We start from the raw sequence: 22,385 nt of genomic DNA, 5'->3' as shown, positions 1-22,385 counted from the left end.
CTCACCTCACTGCCAACGGAACCAGCGGACGGAGACGGCCGCGCAGGCCACGGTATACGCGGCGAGGGTCAGCACGGGCTGCGCGGAGGGGAAACCGCCCTCGTAGGCCTCCTGGAACGCGCGCATTCCGGCACCGAGGGGCGTGTAGTGGCTCACGTCGCGCAGCCACGGCGGCATCTGGGTGATCGGGATCCACAGCCCGGCGAAGAACATCATCGGGAAGTACAGGACCGTCCCGAAGGCCGTGGCCTGGCTGCGGCCGGGTGCGAGGGCGGTCAGGACCAGGCCGATCGAGAGCAGGGCGGCGGTGACCAGCGCCCACCCGGCGAGGAAGGCCGGGAGGCTGCCGGGCAGTCGTACGCCGAAGGCGATCCCGGCGACGGCGAGCACCAGGACGGCGGCGGCGACGGCGATCGCCAGGTTGGCGGCGAGCTGGGCGGCCAGGACGCGGACGGGGCCGACGGGGGTGGTCCGCATCCGTCGCAGGACGCCGTTCTCGCGGTACCCGGCGAGGGCGTTGGGCATGGCGATGAGGGCGAGCACGGCGAGGTTGAACAAGACGATGACGGGGACGTAGATCTCGAAGGTCGACAGGCCTCCGTTGACCTCCTGCGGTTCGCGCAGGGAGGGCACGTTGCCCAGGACGACCAGGAGAACGAGCGGGAAACCCACGCCCCACAGCGGCCCGACCTTCTCGCGGAGGGCCAGTTTCAGTTCGATGGTGACGAGGCGCCAGGTGGCCACGGCCCTACTTCCCTTCGGTCTCGTGCCGGGTCAACGCGACGAAGGCGTCTTCCAGGCTCGCCTGCTCCACGCGCAGGCGCTGCGCGACGATGCCCTGACGCGCGAGGAGCGCGCTGACGGCGTTGAGCGCGTCCTCGTCGCCGTCGACGGTGATCCGCTCGCCGTCGCGGGTGACGGCCGCGACTTCGGGCAGGGCGGTGAGGAGGCGGTCGTCGAGCGGTGCCGACGGCCGGAAGCTGACGCGCTGGCCCATTCCGGCCCGCTCGGTGAGCCCGGCCGGGGTGTCGACGGTGACGACACGACCGGCGTCGATGAGCGCCAGGCGGTCGCAGAGCCGTTCGGCCTCCTCCATGAAGTGGGTGACCAGCACGATCGTCACGCCGCGGGCGCGCACGGCCTCGATGAGGTCCCAGGTGTCGCGGCGGGCCTGCGGGTCGAGGCCGGTGGTGAGCTCGTCGAGGACCGCGATCCGCGGGTTGCCGACGAGCGCCAGCGCGATCGACAGGCGCTGTTTCTGGCCGCCGGAGAGCTTCCCGTAGCGGGTCTTGGCCTTGGCGGTGAGGCCGAGCGAGTCCATCAGGCCGCGCCAGTCGGCGGCGGTGTCGTAGAAGGAGGCGTAGAGCTCCAGGGCCTCGGCGACCCGCAGGCGCTCGGGCAGCTGCCCGTCCTGGAGCTGGACGCCGACGCTCCGGGTCACCTCGGCCCGGTCGCGCGCCGGGTCGAGGCCGAGCACCCGGATGTCGCCCCCGTCGGGGGTGCGGATGCCTTCGAGGCATTCGACGGTGGTGGTCTTCCCGGCGCCGTTGGGGCCGAGGATCCCGAAGATCTCGCCCTCCTCGACGGACAGGGAGACGTCGTGGACGGCGACGTGGTCGCCGTAGCGCTTGTGGAGGTTGCGTACCTCGATGACGGACGGCATGACGTCCTCTCAGATCGGTCGGCTGGACAGGTTCCAGCCTCGCGATCCGGGCGCGGATCCGGCAGTCCCCGGCCGACGGGAACACCGCTTCGGGCGGTGGAGAGGCGTACTGCGCCGGGTGACGGCGGGGATCAGCCGATCGGCGGGTTCGACAAACGGGACAACGTCCCGTATCTTTGAACCGGGACACCGTCCCACTTACTGGAGAGGACGACCACCGTGCACACCATCGTTTCCGCCAGGCCCGTCGTACTGCCCTCCCCCGGCCGCGGCGAGGATCTCCAGGCGCGGGTCACCGCCCCCGTCACCGGCCGCGACCTGCCCGTCATCGTCTTCTCGCACGGCTTCGGCTGGTCGATGGACGGCTACGCCCCCTTGGCCGACCACTGGGCCGCGCACGGCTTCGCCGTGATCCAGCCGACCCACCTGGACTCGCGCACGCTGAACCTCGCTCCGGACGATCCCCGCACGCCCGAGATCTGGCGCTTCCGCGTCGACGACCTCATCGGCGCCATCGACGGGCTCGACGCGCTCGAAGCCGCCGTGCCCGGTCTCGCGGGCCGCCTCGACCCGACGCGTGTCGCCGTCGCCGGGCACTCCTGGGGCGGCCAGTCGGCGAGCATGCTCCTCGGCGCCCGCGTCGCCGGTGAACCCGGCGACCGCACCGACAAACGCGTCACGGCCGGCGTCCTGCTGGCCGCACCGGGAAGCGGCGACGAGCTCACTCCCTTCGCCACCGAGCACCTCCCCTTCATGAAGCCCGACTTCGCGCACATGACGACACCGGCCCTTGTCGTCGCCGGAGACCACGACCAGTCCCACCTCACGACCCGCGGCCCCGACTGGTTCACCGATCCCTACACCCTCGGCGCGGGCCCGAAGGCGCTGCTGACCCTGTTCGGGGCCGAACACTCCCTCGGCGGCATCGTCGGCACGACCGTCACCGAGACCACCGACGAGAACCCCGCCCGCGTGACCCTGCTGCAAAAGCTGACGACGGCCTACCTGCGGACCGCGCTGGGCGTCGACGAGGAGGCGTGGCCGACGGCCCGGAAGGAGCTGGCCGCCGAGACCGAACCGCTCGGGAGCATCACGGCGAAGTGACCGGGCCCGCGCGCTAGCCCTCGTCGGCCGCGTCGACCGCCAGCAGGGCCAGCTGCACCCGGTTGTTCAGCCCGAGCTTCATCAGTGAACGCGACACGTGCGCCTTCACCGTCGCCACGCTCATCCCGAGCCCCCGCGCGATCTCGGCGTTCGACTCGCCGCGGCCCACGGCCGCGGCGACGTCGCGTTCCCGGCCGGTGAGGGCGTCGAGCGCCGTGCGGGCACCGGTGCGCCTCGCGTCGCCGGGCTCGGCGTCGAGCCGGGCGATGAGGCGGCGGGTCACCGTCGGCGACAGCATCGGCTCCCCCGCCGCGACCCGCCGGATCGCGTCGACGATCCGCTCCGGCGGGGTGTCCTTGAGCAGGAAACCCCCCGCACCCGCCCGCAACGCGCGCAGGACGTGCTCGTCGGCGTCGAAGGTCGTCAAGACCAGGACCTCGGGCGCGCCGTCCCGCGACCGCAGCAGCTCGGTGGCGGCGAGCCCGTCGAGTCGCGGCATGCGGATGTCCATGAGCACGACGTCCGGCGCGAACTCGGCGACCGCACCCTCCACGCGGGTCCCGTCGGCGACCTCGCCGACCACCACGAAGTCGGGCACCACCGACAGGAGCATCGTCAGCGCACCCCGCACGAGCGGGTCGTCGTCGACGATGAGGACGCGCACGGGACTCATGACGGCCACGGTAGCCACACGTGGACGCGGAAATCGCCGTCGTCGGGACCATGGGCGAGTCGCCCGCCGGCCAGGAGCACGCGCTCGCCGAGCCCGACGAGTCCCGTACCGGTCCCGGGGATGGCGGTGACGGCGCCGGGAGCGGGCAGCGGGTTGCGGACCTCCACGGTCAGCCCGCTTCCGGCGCTCCCGTCGATGACGACCGCGACCGGGCGGCCCGGCGCGTGCTTCCGCGCGTTCGTCAAGGCCTCACGGACGACCTGGTACACCGCCCGCCCGGCGCGTTCCGGGACCGCCTCGGCGTCGATGACGCGGTCGTCGAGCCGCACCTCGGCGCCCGCCGACCGCGACTCCTCCACCAGCGTGGGGACGTCGGTGAGGCGCGGCTGGGCGGTGACGGCGTCCTCGTCGTGGTCGTCGCGCAGGACCACGATCACGTCCCGCAGGTCTTCGAGGGCCTGGTGCGCCCCGGCCCGGATCACCCGCGCGGCCCCCGACACGCTGTCGGCGGCGTCGGCCGACCCGTACTCCAGAGCGCCCGCCTGGAGGCTGAGCAGGGACAGGCGGTGGGCGAGCACGTCGTGCATCTCGCGGGCGATCCGCTCACGTTCCAGCCGGCGCACCCGCGCGGCCCGCTCCCGCTGTTCGGCCTCGGCGCGCCGGGCGCGCTCGGCGAGGGACAGCATGAGCTGCCGCCGCGCCCGCGCGAACATCCCCCACGCCAGCAGGGTCAGCGCGGCCAGCGCGTTCACCAGCACCCACGCCGTGAGCGGCAGGAAGGTCACCGGCCGCAGCAGGTGACGGACCGCCGCGGCGGGCACGGCGAGCGCGCAGACCGCGGCGGCGAGCGGGAAACGCCGGTACAGGGCGACGGTGTACATCGCGACGCCCGCCGCGATCGCCGCCGCCGGGGCGACGGCCGAGGCGAGGACGGTGACCACGCCGACCGGCACCGGCCACCCACGCCGGAACCAGAGGGCGGCGCAGGCCGCGGTCGCGCCCGCCGCGTCGGCCGCGAAAGCCCAGCCGGGCGCGGGCGGCACCGAGACGAGGTCGCCGGTGAGCGCGAGGACCGCGACGGCGGCGGCGACCACGAGGCAGCCGACGTCGAGGGCCCAGTCGCGGCTCGTGCGCGGGCCGGGCCCGCCTTCGCCGTCGGCGTCGAGCGGCGGCGCGAGCCACGGGTGATGGGCGGCGGTCATGATCGGACCCTAACCCCGCAGGGGCCCGCGCGACCCCCTACCAAAGTCGCTCGCGCGCCCGACTTAGGAGACGCCGCCGAGGGGCTTCCGGCGGACGCGGCCGGGCCCCTGAGCGGCCGAGACTCGGGACATGACCGCATCTTCACCCGGGCCCTTGCGGGGGGTCGTGGCGGCGCTGTTCACCAGCGTCGGACTGAGCGTGCTCTTCGCCGTGTCGACCGTCGTCTTCCACGACCGGATCACGGCCTTCCAGGTCGCGCGGGGCGCGGGTGAGGAGGCCGAGGTCTCGGCCTTCCAGGTCGCGCGGGGCGCGGGTGAGGAGGCCGAGGTCTCGGCCTCGATCTGGATCCGCGCGGGCCTCGTCGTCGTCCCGGCGCTGCTGTACCTGTGGATGGCGCGACGCCTGCGGCAGGGCAGCCGTCGCGCCTACCTGCGCGTGCGGGTGCTGGCGGCGGTGGGTGCGGTCGCCGTCGGCTACCTCATCGCCTCCGGGCAATACCCGGTCTGGCTGCGTGTCGTGCAGGCCGCCCAGTTCGCCGCGCTCCTGGCGCTGTTGTTCCTGGTGACCCGGCCGGAGGTGCGCGCACTGTTCCCGAAGCGGCCCCGGCCGCCGGGCGGCGACCGGCGGGCCGCGCTCGTCCTGGTGGTCCTCGCGCCGGTCGTCGCCGAGGTCACGCTCGGTTCGACGCCGGTGTCGAGGATCTGGCTGCTGCTGTTGTGGCTGCCCATCTACGGTGCGGGCGTCCTGCTCATCCGCGAACTCGCGCGGCGGTCGGGCACCGGGTGGGCCGGGATCCTCGTCCTCGGTCTCGCCTACGGGATCGTCGAGGAGGGCATCGCTCTCCAGGCGCTGTCGAGCCCGACGCTGTACGGCGCCGGCGACTGGGCGCCCCGGCTGCTCGGCCTCAACAGCGCGTACACCGAGGTCATGCTCCCGTACCACGCCGTGTTCAGCGTCGCGATCCCGATCCTGCTGACCGAGCTGATGTTCCCGGCGTCCCGGTCGGCCCCCTACCTGCGCCGGGGCGGTCTCATCGCCACGGCGGTCACGGCCGTCCTCGGCGTCGGTCTCCTGCGGCTGGCGGTGCCGCCGAGCGAGGATCCCGGCTACACGATCCCCGCGCCGGTACTGATCGGCTGCGTCCTGGCCGTCGCCGCCCTCGGCCTGCTCGCGCTGGCCGTGCTCCCCCGTCGCGCGCCTCGGCCGCCGTCGCCCGGCCGTGCCCCGGGACCGTGGTGGCTCGCCGCCTTCGGCCTCGTCTCGGTCCTCGGTTTCCTCGTTCTGCTCTACCCCTTCGCCGGTGCCGGGCGCTCCGCCTTCACCCACGGCGACTGGACCTACCTGCCCATGGCGGCCGCCGCGCTCCTGGCCGTCGTCGCGGCTCTGCTGATCGGCCGCTGGTCGCGTACACGCGACTGGAACGACCGCCACAGCCTCGCCCTGGCGGCCGGTGCGCTCGTCGCGCACACCGCCTTCGGCGCCGTCACCATCCCCGACACGACCCTCGACCTGCTCGGCCTCATCGCCCTCGGCGCGGCCATGGTCGCCGGGCTCGTGTCACTCGCACGCACGATCACCAGGAGGAAGCACATGTTCGGACGCGGGAAGAACAAGAACGAGGCCTGGACCGGTGTGGTCGCGGAGAAGAAGCGCTCCTCGCCCGACGGCCAGAACATGTACCACCACGTGCTGGTCCGCACCGACGACGGGCAGGTCAAGGACGTGCGGGTCAAGGGCAGGCTGTGGCGGACCCTGGAGGTCGGCGACCGGCTCCGCAAGGTCGCGGGCGAGACCCAGCCGGGCAAGGCCTAGGCGTTGCCGACACTCTCGCGGTAGGCCTCCGCCCAGTCGAAGAGGATCTTGTGCCAGTCGTCCGGCGAGTTCGACGAGTACCAGTGGCCGGTCAGGACGACGCCGGCGAGCCGGGCCATCCCGATCGCGGTGAGCCGGTCCTCGACGTAGCCGCCGAGCGAGTACTCGGCCGCCGGGGGTTTCCGGTGCGGGCTGTTCGGGTCGAGGTCGAGGGGGATGCCGGGCGCGGTCTGGGCGAGCTCGCGCGTGACCTGGGCGGCGCGGTCCTGGTTCCTGATCCACTTCGACCACATGTGGCGTTCGATGATGCGCGCGACGTCCTCGGCCGAGCGCATCATGCTGATGCCCGAGGAGGTGCGTTCGAGGTCCTTGAAGTGGCGCTCGTAGGCCGCTTCCTGGGACTTCGGATCGAAGGAGGTCCACGCCTCCGGGGCCATGGCGTCGAGTCCGGCGCGCCTTCTGCCGAAGGCGCCTTCGATGCCCTGGCGTTTGGCGGCGAGGGCTTCGAGGTTGCTCGTCAGGAAGGCGACCGGGCTGGTGATCGCCGCCGGTCCCGCGGAGCCCTCGGCGGCCTCCGGGCTCGCGCCGGGGCCGCCCGCCGGGGCGGGGGTGTCGGGAAGTTTCCCGCTCTTCGCCGTCTCGGCGGCCCGGTTCGTCGCGTAGACGTTGGCGCTGCCTTGCGCGGCGGTGTTCAGCGGGTTCTCGGCGACCTCGACGAACCGCTCGATCTTCGAGGTCGAGACGCCCAGGGCGCCGAGCCCTTTCGTCAGCGCCCATTCGAGACCGGCGGAGACGCCGACGGTGGCCATGAGCATCATGACCTGGACGGCCAGGGCGTCGGCCTGGGCCTGTTCCTGCTGGGCGGTGGTGAAGCCGGTGGTGGCGGCCTCGATGCCGCCGCTCATGCGGTGGATGACCTGCTCGTAGTCGGCGAACTTCTCGCCGAAGCGGGCGCGCCAGCGCGCGTCGACCTCCAGGGCCGCGACGCGCTTGGCCTGGACGGCCTGCTGCTGGGCGAGCGCGGCCTGCTGCTGTTCGACGGCGGCGAGGCGGTCGCCGACGCTCGGTTTCTTCGGCGCACGCTGGACACGCAGCGGTACCGCGACTCCCGCCGACGGCTGAAGGCCGCCCGCGTTGATGAGGGCGGTGACGGCCCGGTTCCCGGCCGTGCGCTGGAGATCGAGCACCGTCGGCGGTGCCGGCTCGGAGGACTTCGGCGCCTTGGACGACGCGGGCACCTTCGCCGCGACGGGCCGCGAACTCGCCGGGGCCACGGCCCGCGTCCGACTTTTGAGCAAGGTCATGACGATCCCCACCTCCACGCACGTGCGCCGCGTCCCACCACCGCGCACGTCCCGGACACCGGTGAGGCCCGTCACGTCACCGGATCCGACAGGCCCCCGTCGAGAATGGAACGCCCGGAGACGACGCGCCGGAGCGTACGGGCGGTCGCACGGGCAACGCGGACTGCCCGAAAGGGCAGGGGACGAGCGAAAGGCGGTGGCGCCCGTCTCCGGCGCCCGGGACGATATCGCGGTGGACGATGTCGCGCGGCGGCTCCGGGCCTGTGAGCTGCGCTGGAACCTCGAAGGCTCGCGGGGCTTGGACGGGGGATGCCGCGCGGACGTCTTCGCCGCCGGGGTGGCCGGCGGTGGTGGCGGTGAGGTCGTGGTCAAGCTGGTGAATCCGCCGACGGAGGCGCGGGCGGAGGCGGCGGCGCTGTCCGCGTTCGCGCAGACAGGAGCCGTCGTGCGTCTCATCGACGGCGACTTCACCGTCGGAGCGCTGCTGCTGGAGCGAATCCGGCCGGGAACGCCGCTGCCGGCCGGCAACGACGAGGAGGCCACCGAGGTCGCGGCCGACCTGCTGACGAAGCTGCATCGGGCCGCCGTGCCCACGTCGTTCCCGTTCGCCACCCTCGCGGAGACCTACCCCGCGCGTGAGGCGCAGGCACTCACCGACAACGCCTTCGAACGACGAGCCAGAGCCGAACCCGAGCGCGGAAAGGCCGGGCTCGTGCGGCTCGCCGCCGCCGGGTCCACCGCCATGGAACTCTGCGCCGGCACGGACCGGCCCGTGCTGCTCCACGGCGACTTCGTCGACAAGAACATCCTCCGGACCCGAGACGGCCACCTGGCCGTCGACCCGTCGCCCCAGACCGGCGACCCGCACTGCGACATCGGCTTCTTCGCGGCCTACCACCCACCCGCGACCGCGATCCTCCAGCGCGCCGGCGCGATCGCCGCACGGATGGGACTGGACGGCCACCGCGCCCGGCGGTGGGCGTCGGTCTGGACGGTCCACCAAAGCTGCCAGGCATGGCGGGTGGACCAAGGGGCGCTGGACGCGGCGTTGGACGGCGGCCGCTTCGACGGCTTCCTATGACGGGGGCCCGAACCCGGCGCGCTCCACGTCCGTCTCGATCCGGCGAAGAATCCCCGCGCGAAAGGCCTTCGGGACAGCGGGCCACACCGGCGTCGATCCACAGTAGACGTCATTCCGGCCCCTCCACCCGGCCGGGATCCGCACGCCGGCCCGCCCGGCCTTCCAGGCGGGTTCGCCAGGCCACCGGCCCCGACCGTCTCCCCCGAAACCCGGCGACGCCGACACACCTGCTCGCCGACCGCCACACACCGACCGGGTCACCCCGGCAAGCCACTCGCGAAACGACGAAACCGCCTCGACATCGCATCCAGCGACGTCGGGGCGGTCATATGTTCGTGCAGGTCAGGGCGTATTGGTGAGTAGGGTGGGCGGGACTCGAACCCGCGACCCAAGGATTATGAGTCCTCTGCTCTAACCAGCTGAGCTACCACCCCTGGCGAAATGGCAGTGTCTCATAGCGGCGAGGGGCACCGCGCCGAGGCGCCGTCGACCCGCGAACTCGCTGGTCGCGCGGGGGTGTGGTCTGTCGATCCGCGCTTTTCACGTTCGCGCATGCCGTGTACCTCGTGCATTGACCAGCACGATGATCACCGTCGCGATCGCTGAGGCGGCCGCTGCGGCGAGGAACGTCGCGCCCAGGCCGGCCCTGGCTCCGATCAGGCCTCCGACGCTCGCGCCGAGGACTCCGCCGGCGGCGCGGGTGGCCAGGAAGACGCTCGTCCCGTACCCGATCCTCGGGCCGGCGAGATCCTGTACGAGCGCCATGCCGACGCCGACAACGGATGCGATGACGAAGGCGCCCGCCAGCTGAAGCAACGCCAGCTGCCAGAGCCGGTCGGCGACCGCCAGCAGCAGCATCTCGACGACGGCCACGACGGCCCCGGCCGCGACGACCCGGCCGGTCCCCCAGCGCCCCGCTGCCACCCCGCACAGCGGCATCAGCACGAGTTCGGCGACAGGCGCTATCGCCAGGACAGCGATCATGTGCGCGAGCGGAATCGCCAGGTCTTCGGTGGCACGCAGCAACAGGAACGATCCGCGGACGACCGGAGCCGTCGTCACCAGGATCAGCGCCGCGGCGATCCAGTACAGGTGGCTTGGGCGTGGTGGGGCCGGTGCCACGTTCTTGGGCGCGTCGGGCCGGCCGTCTCCGGGCGCCCGCGTCGGCGTCGATCGCCGTCGGCGTACGTATGCGAGCGCCGATGCGAGGTACAGGACACCGAAGGCGGTGATGCTGAGCCTGGTGTCGACGAGCGCGAGCAGGCCGGCGACCACGACCGGGCCGACTATGTATCCGAAGGAGTAGGCGGTGCGCAGCGTCGAAACGATGGCGGGCCGAGCGGAGTCCGGCAGGCCGGTGACGGCTTCACGTCCGTAGGCGAGCAGCTGTGCGTTGGTCGTGTCCACGAAGGTGAAGAAGGCCACGCCGACGATGAGCAGGCCGGCGAAGTCGCCGACGAACTGCACCGCCACGAAACCGATGAACACCCAGACGGTGGCGAGTACGGCGAACGGTCTCCGGTCGGCGAACTGGTCGGTGACGCGACCGGCGACCAGGCCGATCGGGATCGATATCAGAGTGACGACGGTGACATAGACGCCGACGTCGGCGGTGTCGGCACGCAATTCCCTGACGGCGAATACCGGAATGAGAGAAACCAGTGCCGAAACGGCACTCCCCGCGAGTAACAGCCCTCCGAACAGGCCCCTGAGGCTCCTTTGCCGCCAAACAACGTTGAAATGCTCGACGAGCTGCCGCATGAAGGTCCGGTCTACTTGTTCGACTGTCACGCCGCTGTTCCCCCCGTTTGTCATCGACCAACGAACCATCGAGTTCGAGCTCGGCGCAGTTTGCCATGGCGCCTTGAAGGGCACAACCGCCGAGACCGGATCCGGCCATCCTCAACGGCGACCACGGGGTGTTCGGTCGAGATCCGATCAGTGCTCAGAACCATCGAGAGACAACTCAGGTGATCTACAACACATCGTTCACGGGAGGTTCATGTTCTACGATGGCTGCTCAACTTTCGCGTGCCCGTGCCCATTTTGGAGTGCCCTTTGCCTATGTCAGAAGCAGAGCACGATGTGAACTGTGCACATCCGCGAACGAATGTCCGCGCCCGGCGCCCAACGTGGCGCGTCGGCCATTCATGCGATTTAACGATACGGCAGCAACTCATCATCCGAATGCTCGCGCGGGACTGGACTGATCGACGTATAGCCGGTGGACTCGGCATCAGCGATCGTCAGGTTCGCCGGGACATCAACACCCTTTGCCGCCTGTTCGGCGCTACCGGGCGCATCCAGCTGGTGGGCAAGGCGGTCCTGTTCGGCGCGGTCCCGCCGACGGTGTTCGTCACCTGATCAACGAAAGTGGGAGAACATGAACGACACCCCGATGCACAGCGTCGCCATGGTCGGCGTCGTTGAACGGGACGGACGTGTGCTCTGCATCGAGCGCATGGACAACGGTCGCTGGGAGCCGCCCGCGGGGGTCCTCGAACTCGACGAGACCTTCGAGACAGGTGTGGAACGCGAGGTCCTGGAAGAGACCGGCGTGGCGGTGAAAGCCCTGTGGATCACCGGCGTCCACAAGGAGTTCGGGCACCCCAAGCGGCCGGTGACCATGATCTGGAGGTGCGAGTACGTCGGCGGCGAGGCCACGCCGACGGAAGAGGCCAGGACCGCGGCGTGGCTGACCCGCGACGAAGTCCAGCGCCTCGTCCGTCCGGCCCACGCCATCCGCATCCTTGACGCCCTGGAAGCTCCAGGCCAGGCCGGTCCCCGCATCGTTTACCACGACGGGAACCGGCCGCTGGAGGATCCCGTGCCGCGGTGAGCCGCGGTGGCGGACGGTCAGCCGTCCGCCACCGCCAACGGCGGCACGAGTCCGGAGCGAACCCGGGACTTTCGGGCGTAGTCGGCGCCCAGGGACAGGCCTCGTCCAAGCCAGCCGACGTTCGCGTCGCCGAGCCGGTCGAGCGTTCGCACGGGAAGAGTCCGCTTGAGTGCGCCGACCAGCAGTGAGCGCAGGGCCAACTCGACGACTTCTCCATCCACGCGCGGCGCACGCCCATAGGAGGCGAAGACCTCGTACCCGGAGAACACCGCCGTGAGCCACGCATGGAACAGATGGGCCGGCGACAGGTCGCGGCGAAGCTCGACCACTTCGGAGAAGACCTCGTCCATGAACCTTTCGGACATCGTCTCCCTGGTCTCTTCGAGCACACGCAGGCAGTCAACGCCGCTCCGCAGTTCGAACTCCGCGATCCCGGGTCTCGGCGCGGCCACGGCCGAGGACAGCGTCTCCAGCGGCAGGTAGGGGAGGCACCCGAAGCGCACCACGTCGACGTTCGTGAGTGACTCGGCCGACACCTTTCCGGGATACACCGCCGCCCGCCGGGGTCCCTGGTCGAGGTTTCTCCGCCACAGGCTGTCGACCATCGGCTCGTCATGCTGGACGAGGCACGGCACGGTCGTCAACGCGACCTCCCCGCGCATCCTGAGGAACTCGAACAGCGCCCCGGAGTCGCGGTCGTCGGGGTGCCGCGGCAGGTAGTCGAGGAAGTCGGCGATCATCGCCGTCGGCATCACCACGGCCACGGCGACCACCGACCGGTCCGAGACGGGAGCCCAGTCCGCCTCGGAGTAGGCCGCGAGCCGGATCGCGGCGCCGCTCCGGTTGGTCCACTCGTTCCACACGTTGAAGACGCGTTCGGGCTGGAGCCGCACGGCCGCGGTCAGAGCCTCCTCGAACCCGTCGGGGACGGTGATGTCGTCCTGTACGACCAGGTGGTGCGTCGCCGACGGGTCATGCGCACGCCAGGCGAGGCGAGCGGTTCGCATCGCCGACGGTGGCGCGTCCGGTTCGGGATCGAACACGACCCGCGCGTCGAAGCAGGCGAGCCGTTCGGCGACCCGCTCGGCGGCGTCCTTGCGGCTCGGATGGGCCATGACGGCCACCGAGATCACCGGAGAGGCCGGGTTCTCAGCACTCATCACAGCACCTCCACCGCTGTACCGGCGCGCATTTTGTTCCGGCTGTCGAGAACGTATTCGGCGTGCGTGGACACCACATCCAGGTCGAAGCTGTCGTGGTCGGTCAGCAGTATCACGGCATCGGCGGCCGCGATCTCCCCGGCGCTGAAGTCGGTGCGGCGGGTTCCGTCGTCCTGCGGGAGTTCGTCCACGTGCGGATCGATGATCCTGACTTCAGCGCCCATCGCGACGAGCCGTTCGGCGATCCGCAGCGACGGCGATTCCCGCGCGTCGCCGGTGTTCTTCTTGTATGCCATGCCGAGCAGCAGGATCCGTGATCCCTTCACCGGTTTCCCGCGGCTGTTCAGTCCGGTGGTCAGGCGGCTGACGAGGTAGTCGGGCATCTGCCGGTTGATCTCGCTGGCGAGCTCCACCAACCGAAAGGCCCTGCCGGTGGACCTCCGCACGCTCCAGGACAGGTAGGTCGGGTCGACCGGAATGCAATGTCCGCCGACGCCCGGACCGGGCACGAAGCGCGTGAAGCCGTAGGGCTTGGTCGCCGCGGCGTCGATGGCCTCCCAGACGTCGACGCCGAGGTCGCGGGTGAAGGTGGCGAGTTCGTTGACCAGGGCGATGTTGACCAGCCGGAAGGTGTTCTCCAGCAGCTTCGCCAGCTCGGCGACACGGGGCGAGGCCACCGAGACGGTCTTGTGCACGATCGTGTCGTAGAACGCCTGGATCGCCTGGAGGGACGACTCGTTCACGCCCGAGACGATTTTGGGAGTGTTCTCGAACTGCCAGCTCGCGTTACCGGGATCGATGCGCTCGGGGCTGTGCCCGAGATGAAAATCGTGCCCCGCCCGGCAACCGGAGATCCGTTCCAGCAGGGGCGCGACGATGTCGTCGGTCGTGCCCGGGTAGGTCGTCGACTCCAGGACCACCGTCGCGCCGGGCCGCAAATGCTCGCCGAGCATCGAAGTCGCGTGCTCGACGAAGGTCAGGTCGGGTACTCCTGCACGCAGCGGGGTCGGCACGGTGATGACGGCGATGTCGAAACCGGCCGCCGCACCTGAGTCGGCGCTGGGCTCGAACCGGCCGGAGGCCAGTGCCGCGGCCAGTCGCTCCGCTGGGACGTCTTCGATGTAGGACTCGCCTGCCCGCAGGCGAGTCACGCGTGTCTCGTTGATGTCGTAGCCGATGACGTGATAGCCCGCCTCCACGGCGCGTACGGCCAGAGGCAGTCCCACATACCCTTGCCCGACGATGAGGACACGCCTGGGTTCTTTCATTCTTTCCCCCATAAGATCGTTGTGAGTGCCGTCGAGCGGGGTTCAGGACTCGCGGAGCGAGTCGGCGACGCGCCGAACGATCGTCGGCAGGTCCGTGGCCGGTTCCCATCCGGTTAGTTCACGGACCAGGTCGATGGACGGCTGCCGGCGCATGAAGTCGACGTAGTCGGTGGCATGCGCTTCGCGGTATCCGATCCGGCGGATCCGCGCCGCCGTGCCGGCCCCTTTCACCGCGGCCTCGGCGAGTTCGTTGATGGACACCGGTAGACGGCTGCCGACGTTGACGATCAGCGGTTCGCCGTTCTTGAGCGCGCCCAAGCGGACCATCGCGTCGGCGGCCTCGCCCACGTCGCAGAAGGTGCGGGTCTGCTCGCCGGTCCCGTAAACGGTCACGTCCTCGCCCGAGAGGGCCTGTTTGACCAGGCTCGGCATGACCATCCCGATCGTGTCGAGCTGACGCGGTCCGGCGATGTTGAACAGCCGCACGATCACCGGCGCGGGCCACGTCCCGGACGACTGCTCCAAGCAGTAGAGCTCGCTCAGGCGCTTGCTGCGCGGATAGCTGTCCCGTGCTTCTTCCCCGGAGAACTCCGGGATGGGCAGGCCCTCATGCTGCGGGCTCGCGGCTTCGCGCCCGTAGACCTCCGAGGTGCTGACCAGTACGAGCCGTGCCTTGGCGCTCACAGCGGCATCGACGACGTTGCGGCCGCCCACCCAGTTGGTCTCCATGGTCCCGGCCGGATCGCGTAGCACACGAGGCACACCGACGACGGCGGCGAGGTGGTAGACCGCTTCGGACTCGGCCGCCAGGCGATGCACCAACGACTCGTCGAGAACGGAGCCCTTGAGGAACCGGAAGCGCTCATGCCCGGTGAGGCCGTCGAGGTTGGACCGCCGCCCGCAGGACAGGTCGTCCAACGCCGTCACGTCCGCACCGGAAGCGACCAGTGCTTCGCACAGGTGCGAGCCGATGAAGCCAGCGCCGCCGGTGACGAGTACGCGCGCGCTCGATACCGACTCCACCGAGCCGTGTGCCTGCTGTCCCATGAATCCCCCGGCCTTCGTCGTTGTCGTGCTACAGCTTCACGACTCAGAGTGTTGAAGAACAAGGCTTTCGGCCGGATCCGGCCCCCGATGTCCCGATGTGGACGATGATCCTGACCGTTCTGGCCGGTGGGTGCGCTGAGCCGACCGCCGGTCTCCACCTGCCCGCCGAGTTCGTTGTTCGGAAGCACGCGAGCACTTCTCCGGCGGACGCGGTCGCCCGGCGAGGGTTGCGGACGGCCGCCGTCGGCGTCCGCAACCGGTGCCGGCGGGCGTCTCGTCGGCGTGTCGGATCCCGGACTTTTCCCTTGTCGGGCCCCCACCGCGTGTCATACGTGATTCTGAGGGACCGTGGGGTCCGGGACGCGGGGGTTCGTGATGCGCGGCAAGTCGAAGAGCGCGTGGCTCGGCTGGACGCAGGCGCTTGAGGCGGCCGCGGACTGGATCGAGTCCGCCTACCTGGAGGAGCCCGCCAGCTGGCCGACGTACGCCGGCTCGCCGCATCCGTCGGTCTGGGGCGGCACCGTCGACGGGGTCCGCGCCTACGTCGCCTTAAACAAGGTCGATGATCCCCAGGTCCACATGCGCGCGGTGGATCCTTCGCGGGCCATCGACTGGATCATGTCGCAGCAGTTGCCGGACGGCAGTTTCCCCAGCGTCGAGTTCCAGTTCGCCGGGGTGGAGTCCACGGCGTGGCCGCTGATCCTGTTCCGCGAGTGCCGCCTCCAGAAGCACCGGCCCGACGTCACCAGCGCGCTGACGTACCTGGAGGGGTGCGTGCAGCTCCAGGAGGGCGGCTGGGTCTCGACCACACCGAAGGACGGCACCTTCCCGCGTGTCATGCCGACGGCGTTGTGCCTGTGGGCCTTCTCCGTCTGGGGCCACGAGGAGAAGATGCGCCTCAAGATGATCGAGTACCTCTTCAGCATCCAGGACACCAAGTCACACGGCTGGGGCGTCTCGGCGAACTCCGTCCCGACCCCGGCGTCGACGGCGCAGGTGATCTGCGCCCTGCGCGCGGCGAACGTGCCGGTCTCCTTGCTGGAGAGCGCGATCGAGTACCTGATCGACGAGCAGGGCGGCGACGGCGGCTGGCCCGTCAGCGTCGACGAATGGCACACGACGACGGCACCGGGCACCATCCGCTGCTACAACGCCGGCACCGCCTGGGGTCTCTACGCTCTCGCCGGTCTGCCGCTGCGAAAGACGAAGGTCGCGTGCGCCAAGGCCGCCGACCACCTCGCGCGCACCCAGACGGCCTGGCCGGACGGCGACGCCGCCGACCGTGGCTCCTGGTCACTGAACAACGGCTCGAACGTTCGCCACATCTGGCTCGCCTCGCAGAACGTCCTGGCCTTCGACCGCTGGATCAGCAGTCTCGGTCACGGCGCCGCCACCGCCGAGATCGACCGGCTCTACAACGGGCTCTACCTCATCACGCGATGGTCGATCAACAGCGCCGCGACGATCGTCACGGCCGGTCTCGCCGTCATCGTCCTCGCGCCCTATCTCCAGGACGTCGTCACCGCGATCGGCATCAACTGGGACTCCGTCCGCGACAACCTCGTGGCCGGCGGGCTGATCGCGATCGCCACCGGCGTCCTGTCGTGGATCGCCCGTATCGTCGGCGACCGGATCGCGCGGCGACGCTGACCCGCTGAGCGCCGCGCGCGGACTCGCGCACGGCGCTCAGGGGCCCGTCAGTGCGCGTAGACCTCGAACTCGGAGATCTGGGCGGCGGGCCAGCCCGTGTTGCCGGTGAAGGTCAAGACCAGTTCGCGGGCGGAGACGGCCGAAAACGTGATGGTGACGGCGTTTCCGGTCGCGGGGTCGAAGCTGTGGTCGGTGGCCGCCAACAGAGGCGTGCCGTCGACGGTGAGGGCGATCGTCTGTGTGCGGGTTCCCCAGCCGTCCGGGAGTTTCAGCACGATACGGCCGACGGTGAAGTCCCGGCCGAGGTCGACGCCGAGGGTCTGCGGGAAGGCCCCGTTGGCGCTCTCGAAGTAGGTGCCCTGGTCACCGTCGACGACGTTCGACGGCGGCAGCCACCAGCCCGCCGTGGAACTCGCCGTGGCGGTGCGGCCCAGGGCGAGGTTGCCGTCGGGGTCGAAGCCGATCCCGGTGAGGCCGACGACGTAGGGACCGGCCGGTGAGGTCGTTTCGAGGACCATGCGGCCCTGGAAGAACCCCGCGGTGACCGGCGCGAATCCGATGAGGACGGTGCAGTTCGCGCCGACCGCGATGGTCGGGCAGGTGCCGCCGAGGACGGTGAAGCCCGCCGGTGGGCGGATCGCGGTGACCTCGACGGGATCGGGGCCGGGGTTGGTGACCGTCAGCGGCAAGGTCGCCGACTCGCCGAGAGAGTGGAAGCCGAAGTCGAGCCCCGCGGCCGGGGCGAGTTCCAGCTGCCCGGCGGCGGGAAGACCGCACGTGCTCGTGCCCCAGCCGATGTTGCCCTTGCCGCGGGTGAGGGCGAAGCCGTCGCCGCAGGTGTGGACGCCCGCCTCGCCGAGACCCCCGGCCACGACGCGGCTGAAGCTCGCCGCGCCCGTCGCCTGGACCTGGACGGCGAAGGAGCCCGCCCCGAGGATTGCCACGCGATCGACGGTGACGCCGGTGATGTCGCCACCGTAGAACTGCACGCCCGCGTAGGAGGAGTCGATCAGGCGCTCGCCTTCGACGCGGATCGCGCCGGTCATGGGCGCGTCGGCGGCCCAGAACCAGATCGCGCCGATCTGGACGGGGTCGTTGGGCACGAGCGATCCGGCGCGCACCAACAGGTTCCACGACAGCGTCGTGGTACCGGCCAGGGGCACCGAACCGAAGCGGTTGGCGACGTGGATCCCGCCGCCCTGCGTGACGCTGTCGGCGGCGATGTTGCCGGTCACGATGTTGTCGTGGCCGCCATAGACGGCGAAGGCGTTGGCCAGCAGGGGAAGTACCACGGTGTTGCGGGTGAAGGCGTTGTGGTGGTCGGCGTTGCGGTCCGACCACATCGCCATGCCGTCGTCGCCGGTGTTGCGCACGAAGGTGTCGCGGATCGTGGTCCGGCTCACTCCATTGTGGAGGTTGATGCCGTCGGCCCAGACGTTCTTGATGCGCGCGCGGCTGACCGTGAGCCCTTCCGAGGGCCCGTCGAACCACATGCCGACCTTGGTGTGCTCGATCCACACGTTGTCGATCGTGGACGCACCGCCGAAGGATCCGCCGAAACCGCTGTCGGCGATCGTGTCGTCCCGAACGGTCGTCTCGCCGAACACGGCGAAGTCCGACAGGTGCACGTTCGTGCTCGGGTCGGGGGCGTCGGTGCCGAAGACGCCGACGCCCGGCCCGGTCAGCACCGTCCGCCACGGTCCGGCGCCGCGCACGGTCACCTCGTCGACGCGGAGTTTGCCTCCGACGCGGTACCTCCCGGGCGGGATCCACAGCCCTGTCGCGCTGTCGCGGGCGGCGTCGATCGCGGCCTGGATCGCCTGCAGGGACTCGGTTCCGCCGCTCGGGTCGGCGCCGAAGTCGGTCGCGTCCAGGTAGCCGGCGGGCTGCGACGGCGCCGGGCCGACGGTCTCGAAGTCGGCGAGGTCCAGCACGGTCGGCGCTACCGCCTCGAAGCGAACGCGGGTCCCGGCAGGGAGTGTGCGGGGGAACATCACGCGCGCGTCGTCGAAGAAGTGGTGAGCCCCGCCGTCGGCCGGGTCGTTGGTGAAGGGGAACAGTCCGTAGGCGTGCGCGTAGGCCGACGTCAAGGCCAGGCCGGGACCGGCGCGCCCGTCGATCCGCGTGCGCAGCGTCGTCTCCCGGCCGTCCTGAATGGAGTAACGCACGTCGACGGCATCGGCCGTGCGGGCGAGGACGAACTCGACGTACTCGCCCGGGTCGAGCGCGACCGCGCGGCGGCCGGAGGCCTCGGCGGCGAGGTGGGTGTAGGCGCGGTCCGGGCCGAGGACGGCACCGGTCGTCCGCGCGTGTTCGGCCTCGTACTCGGTGAAGGGGACGGCGGCGCCGACGTCGGCGGGCAGTGGCAGGGCCGTGCCCGGAAGGCTGGGAATCGTGACGCGCGGGGGCGCGGCGTCGGCCGTCGCGGGGACGGCGGCGAGCGCGGCGCTCACCGCCGCCACCGCGGCGAGGCGGGCGAGGGTTCGGTTTCGCATGTGGGCTCCGTAAGGGCGTGCGGATGCCGGGCGCCCCCGGTGGGAGGGCGCCCGGGACGCGGTCACCAGCCGGTGTTGCCTGGTCCGCGGTCGATCGTGTAGCCGGTCTGGTTGTTGAGGCCGCCAGAGACGGCGCCGGTGACGGTGACGTACTCGAAGCGGGCGCCGCCGCTCGCGCGAATGTCGATGCCGTAGGTCCCCGCGCCGGTCACGGTCACGCGCTGGAAGGTGACGTTGGTGATCGTCCGGTCGCGTTCGAGGAGGATCGCCTGGTAGGTGCTGTCGTTGACGACGAGGTCCCGGATCACGATCGGTGCGGTCATGTCCCTCGCCTCGGCGTAGATCCAGACCGCGCCGAGGTTACGGTTCCAGTCGTTGTTGCGGCCTCCGGTGCGGGTCAGCGTGTTGCGCTGGACCGTCGTCGTCCCGGCGAAGGGCAGTGCGGCGTGCCAGGTGCTGACGATGACGCCCGAGGCGGTGTAGACGGTGTCGGAGAACAGGTTGTCCTCGATGCGGTTGTCGGTGCCGCCGTAGATCGCCGACGTGTTCGCCAGCATCGGCAGTGTCGCGGTGTTGAAGGTGAAGGCGGTGTTGACGACCGGCGCCGACTGCGACCACATCGCCAGCGCGTCATCGCCGGTGTTGCGCAGGACGCTCTGCTCGACCCGGCTGTCGCGGACACCGTTGTTGAGGTTGACGCCGTCGGCGAAGGTGTCGCGGATCCGCACGGCCGCCAGGTAGAGGCCGTTGGTGTTCCCCCTGGCCCACAGGCCGACCTTGGAGTGTTCGATCCACACGTTGTGGATCAGTGAGCCCGAGCCGAACTCGCCCTCCATGGCCGCGTCGGTGGTGACCACGCCGTCGGGGTCGCGGTGGCGGACGTCGCCGGCGAAGGTGAAGTCGGCGAGCTGGACGTTGCCGCCGACGGCGTAGAACCCGCCACGGCCGTTGTTGCCGCGCAGGGTCGCGTGCCACATGCCGGCGCCGCGGATCGCGACGTTGTCGACGTCGACGCGCGCGGTCAGATCGAAGGTCCCGGAAGGGATCCAGACGCTCTTGCCCTGCGACCTGGCGGCGCTGATCGCCGAACGGATCGCGCCGGTGTCGTCGCCTCCGCCGGAGACGGCGCCGTAGGCGGTGATGTCGAGGGCGCCCGCGGGCGGTGTGTAGGCGGCTTCGACGGTCTCGGTGTCGAGGAGGTCGACGGTGATCGGCGTCGCGGTTTCGTTCTGGAGCCGAAAGACCGTCCCGATCGGGTACGTGGCGGCCAGTTTGGCGCGGGTCTCGTCGTAGAAGCGGTGGGCCCCGCCGAGGCCGGGGTCGTTGGGGAAGGGGTAGTCGCCGTAGACCCAGCTGTAGGCGGAGGTGAGCTGGAGGTCCGTGACCTTGGTTCCGTTGGCGTACAGGGCGAGTGGCGCGGTGATCCCGGTCCCGGCGGCGTTGTCGGGGATGGAGTGGCGCACGACGACGGAGTTGGCGGGGGCGGTGAGGGTGAACTGGGTGTACTTCCCGGCGTTGTCGAGGCGGACCGCGCGGCGGCCGGAGGACTCCGAGGCGATGGTGCGGTACGTACGGTCCGGGCCGATGAGCGTGCCGTTGGTGGATCCGTTCTCGGCCTCGTACTCGGTGTACGGGACGGTGGCGCCTCGCGCGGCGAGCGCGGCACCGCCCGCGACGGTCACGTTGTCGAGCGCGACACCGCCGCTGTCGCCGCTGTCGTACTGGAAGGCGACGAGGTTGACGCCCGAGCGCAGGGCGAGGTTCTGGCTCGCGGTGAGCCAGCCGGTGCCCGCGGGAAGGACGATCTGGCCGGTCTTGCGGCCGTTGACGTGGACGCTGAGGGTCTTGGCCGAGCCGGTCGTGTTGCCGTACCGGACGGTCACGGCCGTGGTCTTCGCGCCGGGAACGTTGACGGTGCGGATGACGCGGGCGCCGACCGTGGTGAAGCCGGTGACGTAGCCCGAGCCGCCGTAGCCGCCGATGGAGGTCGCGACCGCCGGGCCGCCCGCGCGGAAGGCGGTTTCGAGTTCGTAGACCTGCCCGCCGGGCGGCGGTTCGCTCGGGCTGGGCGAGCCGGTGGGGCTCGGTGCGTCGGCGACGACGGTGATGTTGTCGAGGTTGACGTTGCCGGAGTCGGTGGTGTCGAAGCGGTAGGCGATCGTGTTGGCGCCGGAGGTTAGGGAGACCGTCTCGGCGGCGGTCCCCCAAGTGTCCCAATGGGACGTCGGCGGGAGGAGGATCTGCCGGGCGCGTGTTCCGTTGACGTACAGCGACAGCGTCATCGTGGCGCCGGTTCCGTTGGCGTAGCGCAAGGTCGTGGTCGCCTGACCGGCGACGGCGCTCACGGTGAAGGTCGTGGCGGCCGCGCCCTTGTTGCCGTCGGTGTATCCGCCGACGAAGCCGCTTCCGGTGTAGCCGGGGTGATCGGTGGCGACGACGGCGCCGCCGGACAGGGACGCCGATTCGGCCTCGTGGGTTCCGGCCGGTGGTGCGGCGATGTCGGTGACGGTGAGGCTGTCGAGGTTGACGTTGCCGGAGTCGCCGGAATCGAAGCGATAGGCGACGCTGCCGCGGCCGGCCGGGAGGGTGACGGTCTCGTCGCGGGCGGCCCAGGTGTCCCAGTTCGCCGTGGCGGGAAGTGCGACCTGTCGGACGCGGGTTCCGTTGACGTACAGGGAAAGCGACATCTGCGCGGTCGTGCCGTTGGCGTAGCGCAGGGACAGCCGGTGTGAACCGGCGGCCGCGGTGCTGACGGCGAAGGTCGTGGCCGCGGCACCCCGGTTGGCGTCGGTGTATCCACCGACGAAGCCGCTCCCGCTGTAGCCGGAGTGGTCGGAGGCGACGACGGCGCCGCCGGACAGGGACGCCGATTCGGCCTGGTACACCGTCGATCCGGCGAGGGCCGTGTTGGCGACGAGGAGGGCGCCGGCGGTGACGGCCGCTAAAGCGGCGGCCGCGAGGACGAACCGGGTGCGCCGGGCGGGTGGGGTCGGGGTGGGGCGAAGGTCGGTCGATGCCTTGCCGCTGCTCATGTGCGGTCCCTTCGGTGCACGCCGACGTCGGCGAAACGGCCGTTGCGTCCTTGT

At 70.8% G+C, this 22,385-nt stretch carries 17 protein-coding genes and 1 tRNA gene; 6 read left to right on the top strand and 12 right to left on the bottom strand.

All coding sequences use genetic code 11. From position 1 onward, the window contains the following. Positions 1-6: 6 nt before the first annotated feature. Complete coding sequence (locus HNR73_RS10635) at positions 7-744, bottom strand: ABC transporter permease (RefSeq protein WP_184787188.1); 738 nt, start codon at positions 742-744, stop codon at positions 7-9. 4 nt (positions 745-748) lie between these two features. Continuing rightward, positions 749-1,663: an ABC transporter ATP-binding protein gene (locus HNR73_RS10630; protein ID WP_184787187.1), complete on the bottom strand. Its 915-nt coding sequence runs from the start codon at positions 1,661-1,663 to the stop codon at positions 749-751. Positions 1,664-1,882: 219 nt separating this feature from the next. On the opposite strand from HNR73_RS10630, the gene HNR73_RS10625 reads away from it, so the two are divergent. Then, the gene (locus HNR73_RS10625; protein WP_203686170.1) at positions 1,883-2,767 is read left to right on the top strand and encodes an alpha/beta hydrolase family protein; all 885 of its coding nucleotides are present in this window, start codon (positions 1,883-1,885) and stop codon (positions 2,765-2,767) included. 13 nt (positions 2,768-2,780) lie between these two features. On the opposite strand, the gene HNR73_RS10620 is transcribed toward HNR73_RS10625, so the two are convergent. After that, a complete protein-coding gene (locus HNR73_RS10620) occupies positions 2,781-3,440 on the bottom strand; it encodes a response regulator (protein ID WP_184787186.1) in 660 nt (219 codons plus the stop codon). Next, complete coding sequence (locus tag HNR73_RS10615; protein WP_184787185.1) at positions 3,437-4,642, bottom strand: sensor histidine kinase; 1,206 nt, start codon at positions 4,640-4,642, stop codon at positions 3,437-3,439. Before HNR73_RS10615 ends, HNR73_RS10620 begins: the two co-directional genes overlap by 4 nt. Positions 4,643-4,772: 130 nt before the next feature. Between HNR73_RS10615 and HNR73_RS39025 the strand changes: the two genes are divergently transcribed. Then, positions 4,773-6,455 (top strand): AF_0692 family protein, encoded by a 1,683-nt coding sequence (locus tag HNR73_RS39025; RefSeq protein WP_203686168.1) that lies wholly within the window; start codon positions 4,773-4,775, stop codon positions 6,453-6,455. On the opposite strand, the gene HNR73_RS10605 is transcribed toward HNR73_RS39025, so the two are convergent. Then, positions 6,452-7,759 (bottom strand): hypothetical protein, encoded by a 1,308-nt coding sequence (locus HNR73_RS10605; protein ID WP_184787184.1) that lies wholly within the window; start codon positions 7,757-7,759, stop codon positions 6,452-6,454. The two genes, HNR73_RS39025 and HNR73_RS10605, sit on opposite strands and share 4 nt — an antisense overlap. Positions 7,760-7,991: 232 nt before the next feature. Between HNR73_RS10605 and HNR73_RS10600 the strand changes: the two genes are divergently transcribed. Beyond that, complete coding sequence (locus tag HNR73_RS10600) at positions 7,992-8,840, top strand: phosphotransferase (protein ID WP_184787183.1); 849 nt, start codon at positions 7,992-7,994, stop codon at positions 8,838-8,840. A 360-nt stretch (positions 8,841-9,200) separates the two neighbouring features. Here the strand turns inward: HNR73_RS10600 and HNR73_RS10595 are convergent. Both HNR73_RS10595 and HNR73_RS10590 read right to left on the bottom strand, forming a co-directional pair. Continuing rightward, positions 9,201-9,274, bottom strand: a tRNA-Ile gene (locus tag HNR73_RS10595). Between the two features lie 106 nt (positions 9,275-9,380). Then, positions 9,381-10,715 (bottom strand): MFS transporter, encoded by a 1,335-nt coding sequence (locus HNR73_RS10590; RefSeq protein WP_184787182.1) that lies wholly within the window; start codon positions 10,713-10,715, stop codon positions 9,381-9,383. A gap of 189 nt (positions 10,716-10,904) precedes the next feature. Here HNR73_RS10590 and HNR73_RS10585 point away from each other — a divergent pair, with 189 nt between their 5' ends. Both HNR73_RS10585 and HNR73_RS10580 read left to right on the top strand, forming a co-directional pair. Continuing rightward, complete coding sequence (locus HNR73_RS10585) at positions 10,905-11,204, top strand: helix-turn-helix domain-containing protein (protein ID WP_184787181.1); 300 nt, start codon at positions 10,905-10,907, stop codon at positions 11,202-11,204. A 19-nt stretch (positions 11,205-11,223) separates the two neighbouring features. After that, positions 11,224-11,679 (top strand): NUDIX hydrolase, encoded by a 456-nt coding sequence (locus HNR73_RS10580; RefSeq protein ID WP_184787180.1) that lies wholly within the window; start codon positions 11,224-11,226, stop codon positions 11,677-11,679. Positions 11,680-11,696: 17 nt separating this feature from the next. On the opposite strand, the gene HNR73_RS10575 is transcribed toward HNR73_RS10580, so the two are convergent. From HNR73_RS10575 to HNR73_RS10565, 3 genes are read right to left on the bottom strand one after another with little or no spacing between them, the layout of a single operon-like run. Further along, on the bottom strand, positions 11,697-12,839 hold the full coding sequence (locus tag HNR73_RS10575; protein WP_184787179.1) for a hypothetical protein: 1,143 nt from the start codon (positions 12,837-12,839) through the stop codon (positions 11,697-11,699). Further along, the gene (locus tag HNR73_RS10570; protein WP_184787178.1) at positions 12,839-14,107 is read right to left on the bottom strand and encodes a nucleotide sugar dehydrogenase; all 1,269 of its coding nucleotides are present in this window, start codon (positions 14,105-14,107) and stop codon (positions 12,839-12,841) included. The genes HNR73_RS10575 and HNR73_RS10570 overlap by 1 nt, the downstream gene beginning before the upstream one ends. Before the next feature lie 42 nt (positions 14,108-14,149). Next, the gene (locus HNR73_RS10565) at positions 14,150-15,154 is read right to left on the bottom strand and encodes an NAD-dependent epimerase/dehydratase family protein (RefSeq protein ID WP_184787177.1); all 1,005 of its coding nucleotides are present in this window, start codon (positions 15,152-15,154) and stop codon (positions 14,150-14,152) included. A gap of 375 nt (positions 15,155-15,529) precedes the next feature. Here HNR73_RS10565 and HNR73_RS10560 point away from each other — a divergent pair, with 375 nt between their 5' ends. After that, the gene (locus tag HNR73_RS10560) at positions 15,530-16,804 is read left to right on the top strand and encodes a prenyltransferase/squalene oxidase repeat-containing protein (protein ID WP_184787176.1); all 1,275 of its coding nucleotides are present in this window, start codon (positions 15,530-15,532) and stop codon (positions 16,802-16,804) included. 47 nt (positions 16,805-16,851) lie between these two features. Here HNR73_RS10560 and HNR73_RS10555 read toward each other — a convergent pair whose 3' ends face one another. Continuing rightward, positions 16,852-19,299, bottom strand: coding sequence for a choice-of-anchor D domain-containing protein (locus HNR73_RS10555; protein WP_184787175.1), 2,448 nt, complete (start codon positions 19,297-19,299; stop codon positions 16,852-16,854). 62 nt (positions 19,300-19,361) lie between these two features. Continuing rightward, positions 19,362-22,331, bottom strand: coding sequence for a CBM35 domain-containing protein (locus tag HNR73_RS10550; RefSeq protein WP_184787174.1), 2,970 nt, complete (start codon positions 22,329-22,331; stop codon positions 19,362-19,364). Positions 22,332-22,385: the final 54 nt, after the last annotated feature.

The sequence above is a fragment of the Phytomonospora endophytica genome (assembly GCF_014202425.1).
Lineage (GTDB): Bacteria > Actinomycetota > Actinomycetes > Mycobacteriales > Micromonosporaceae > Phytomonospora > Phytomonospora endophytica.
This window is presented reverse-complemented; position numbering and strand designations above follow the sequence as displayed.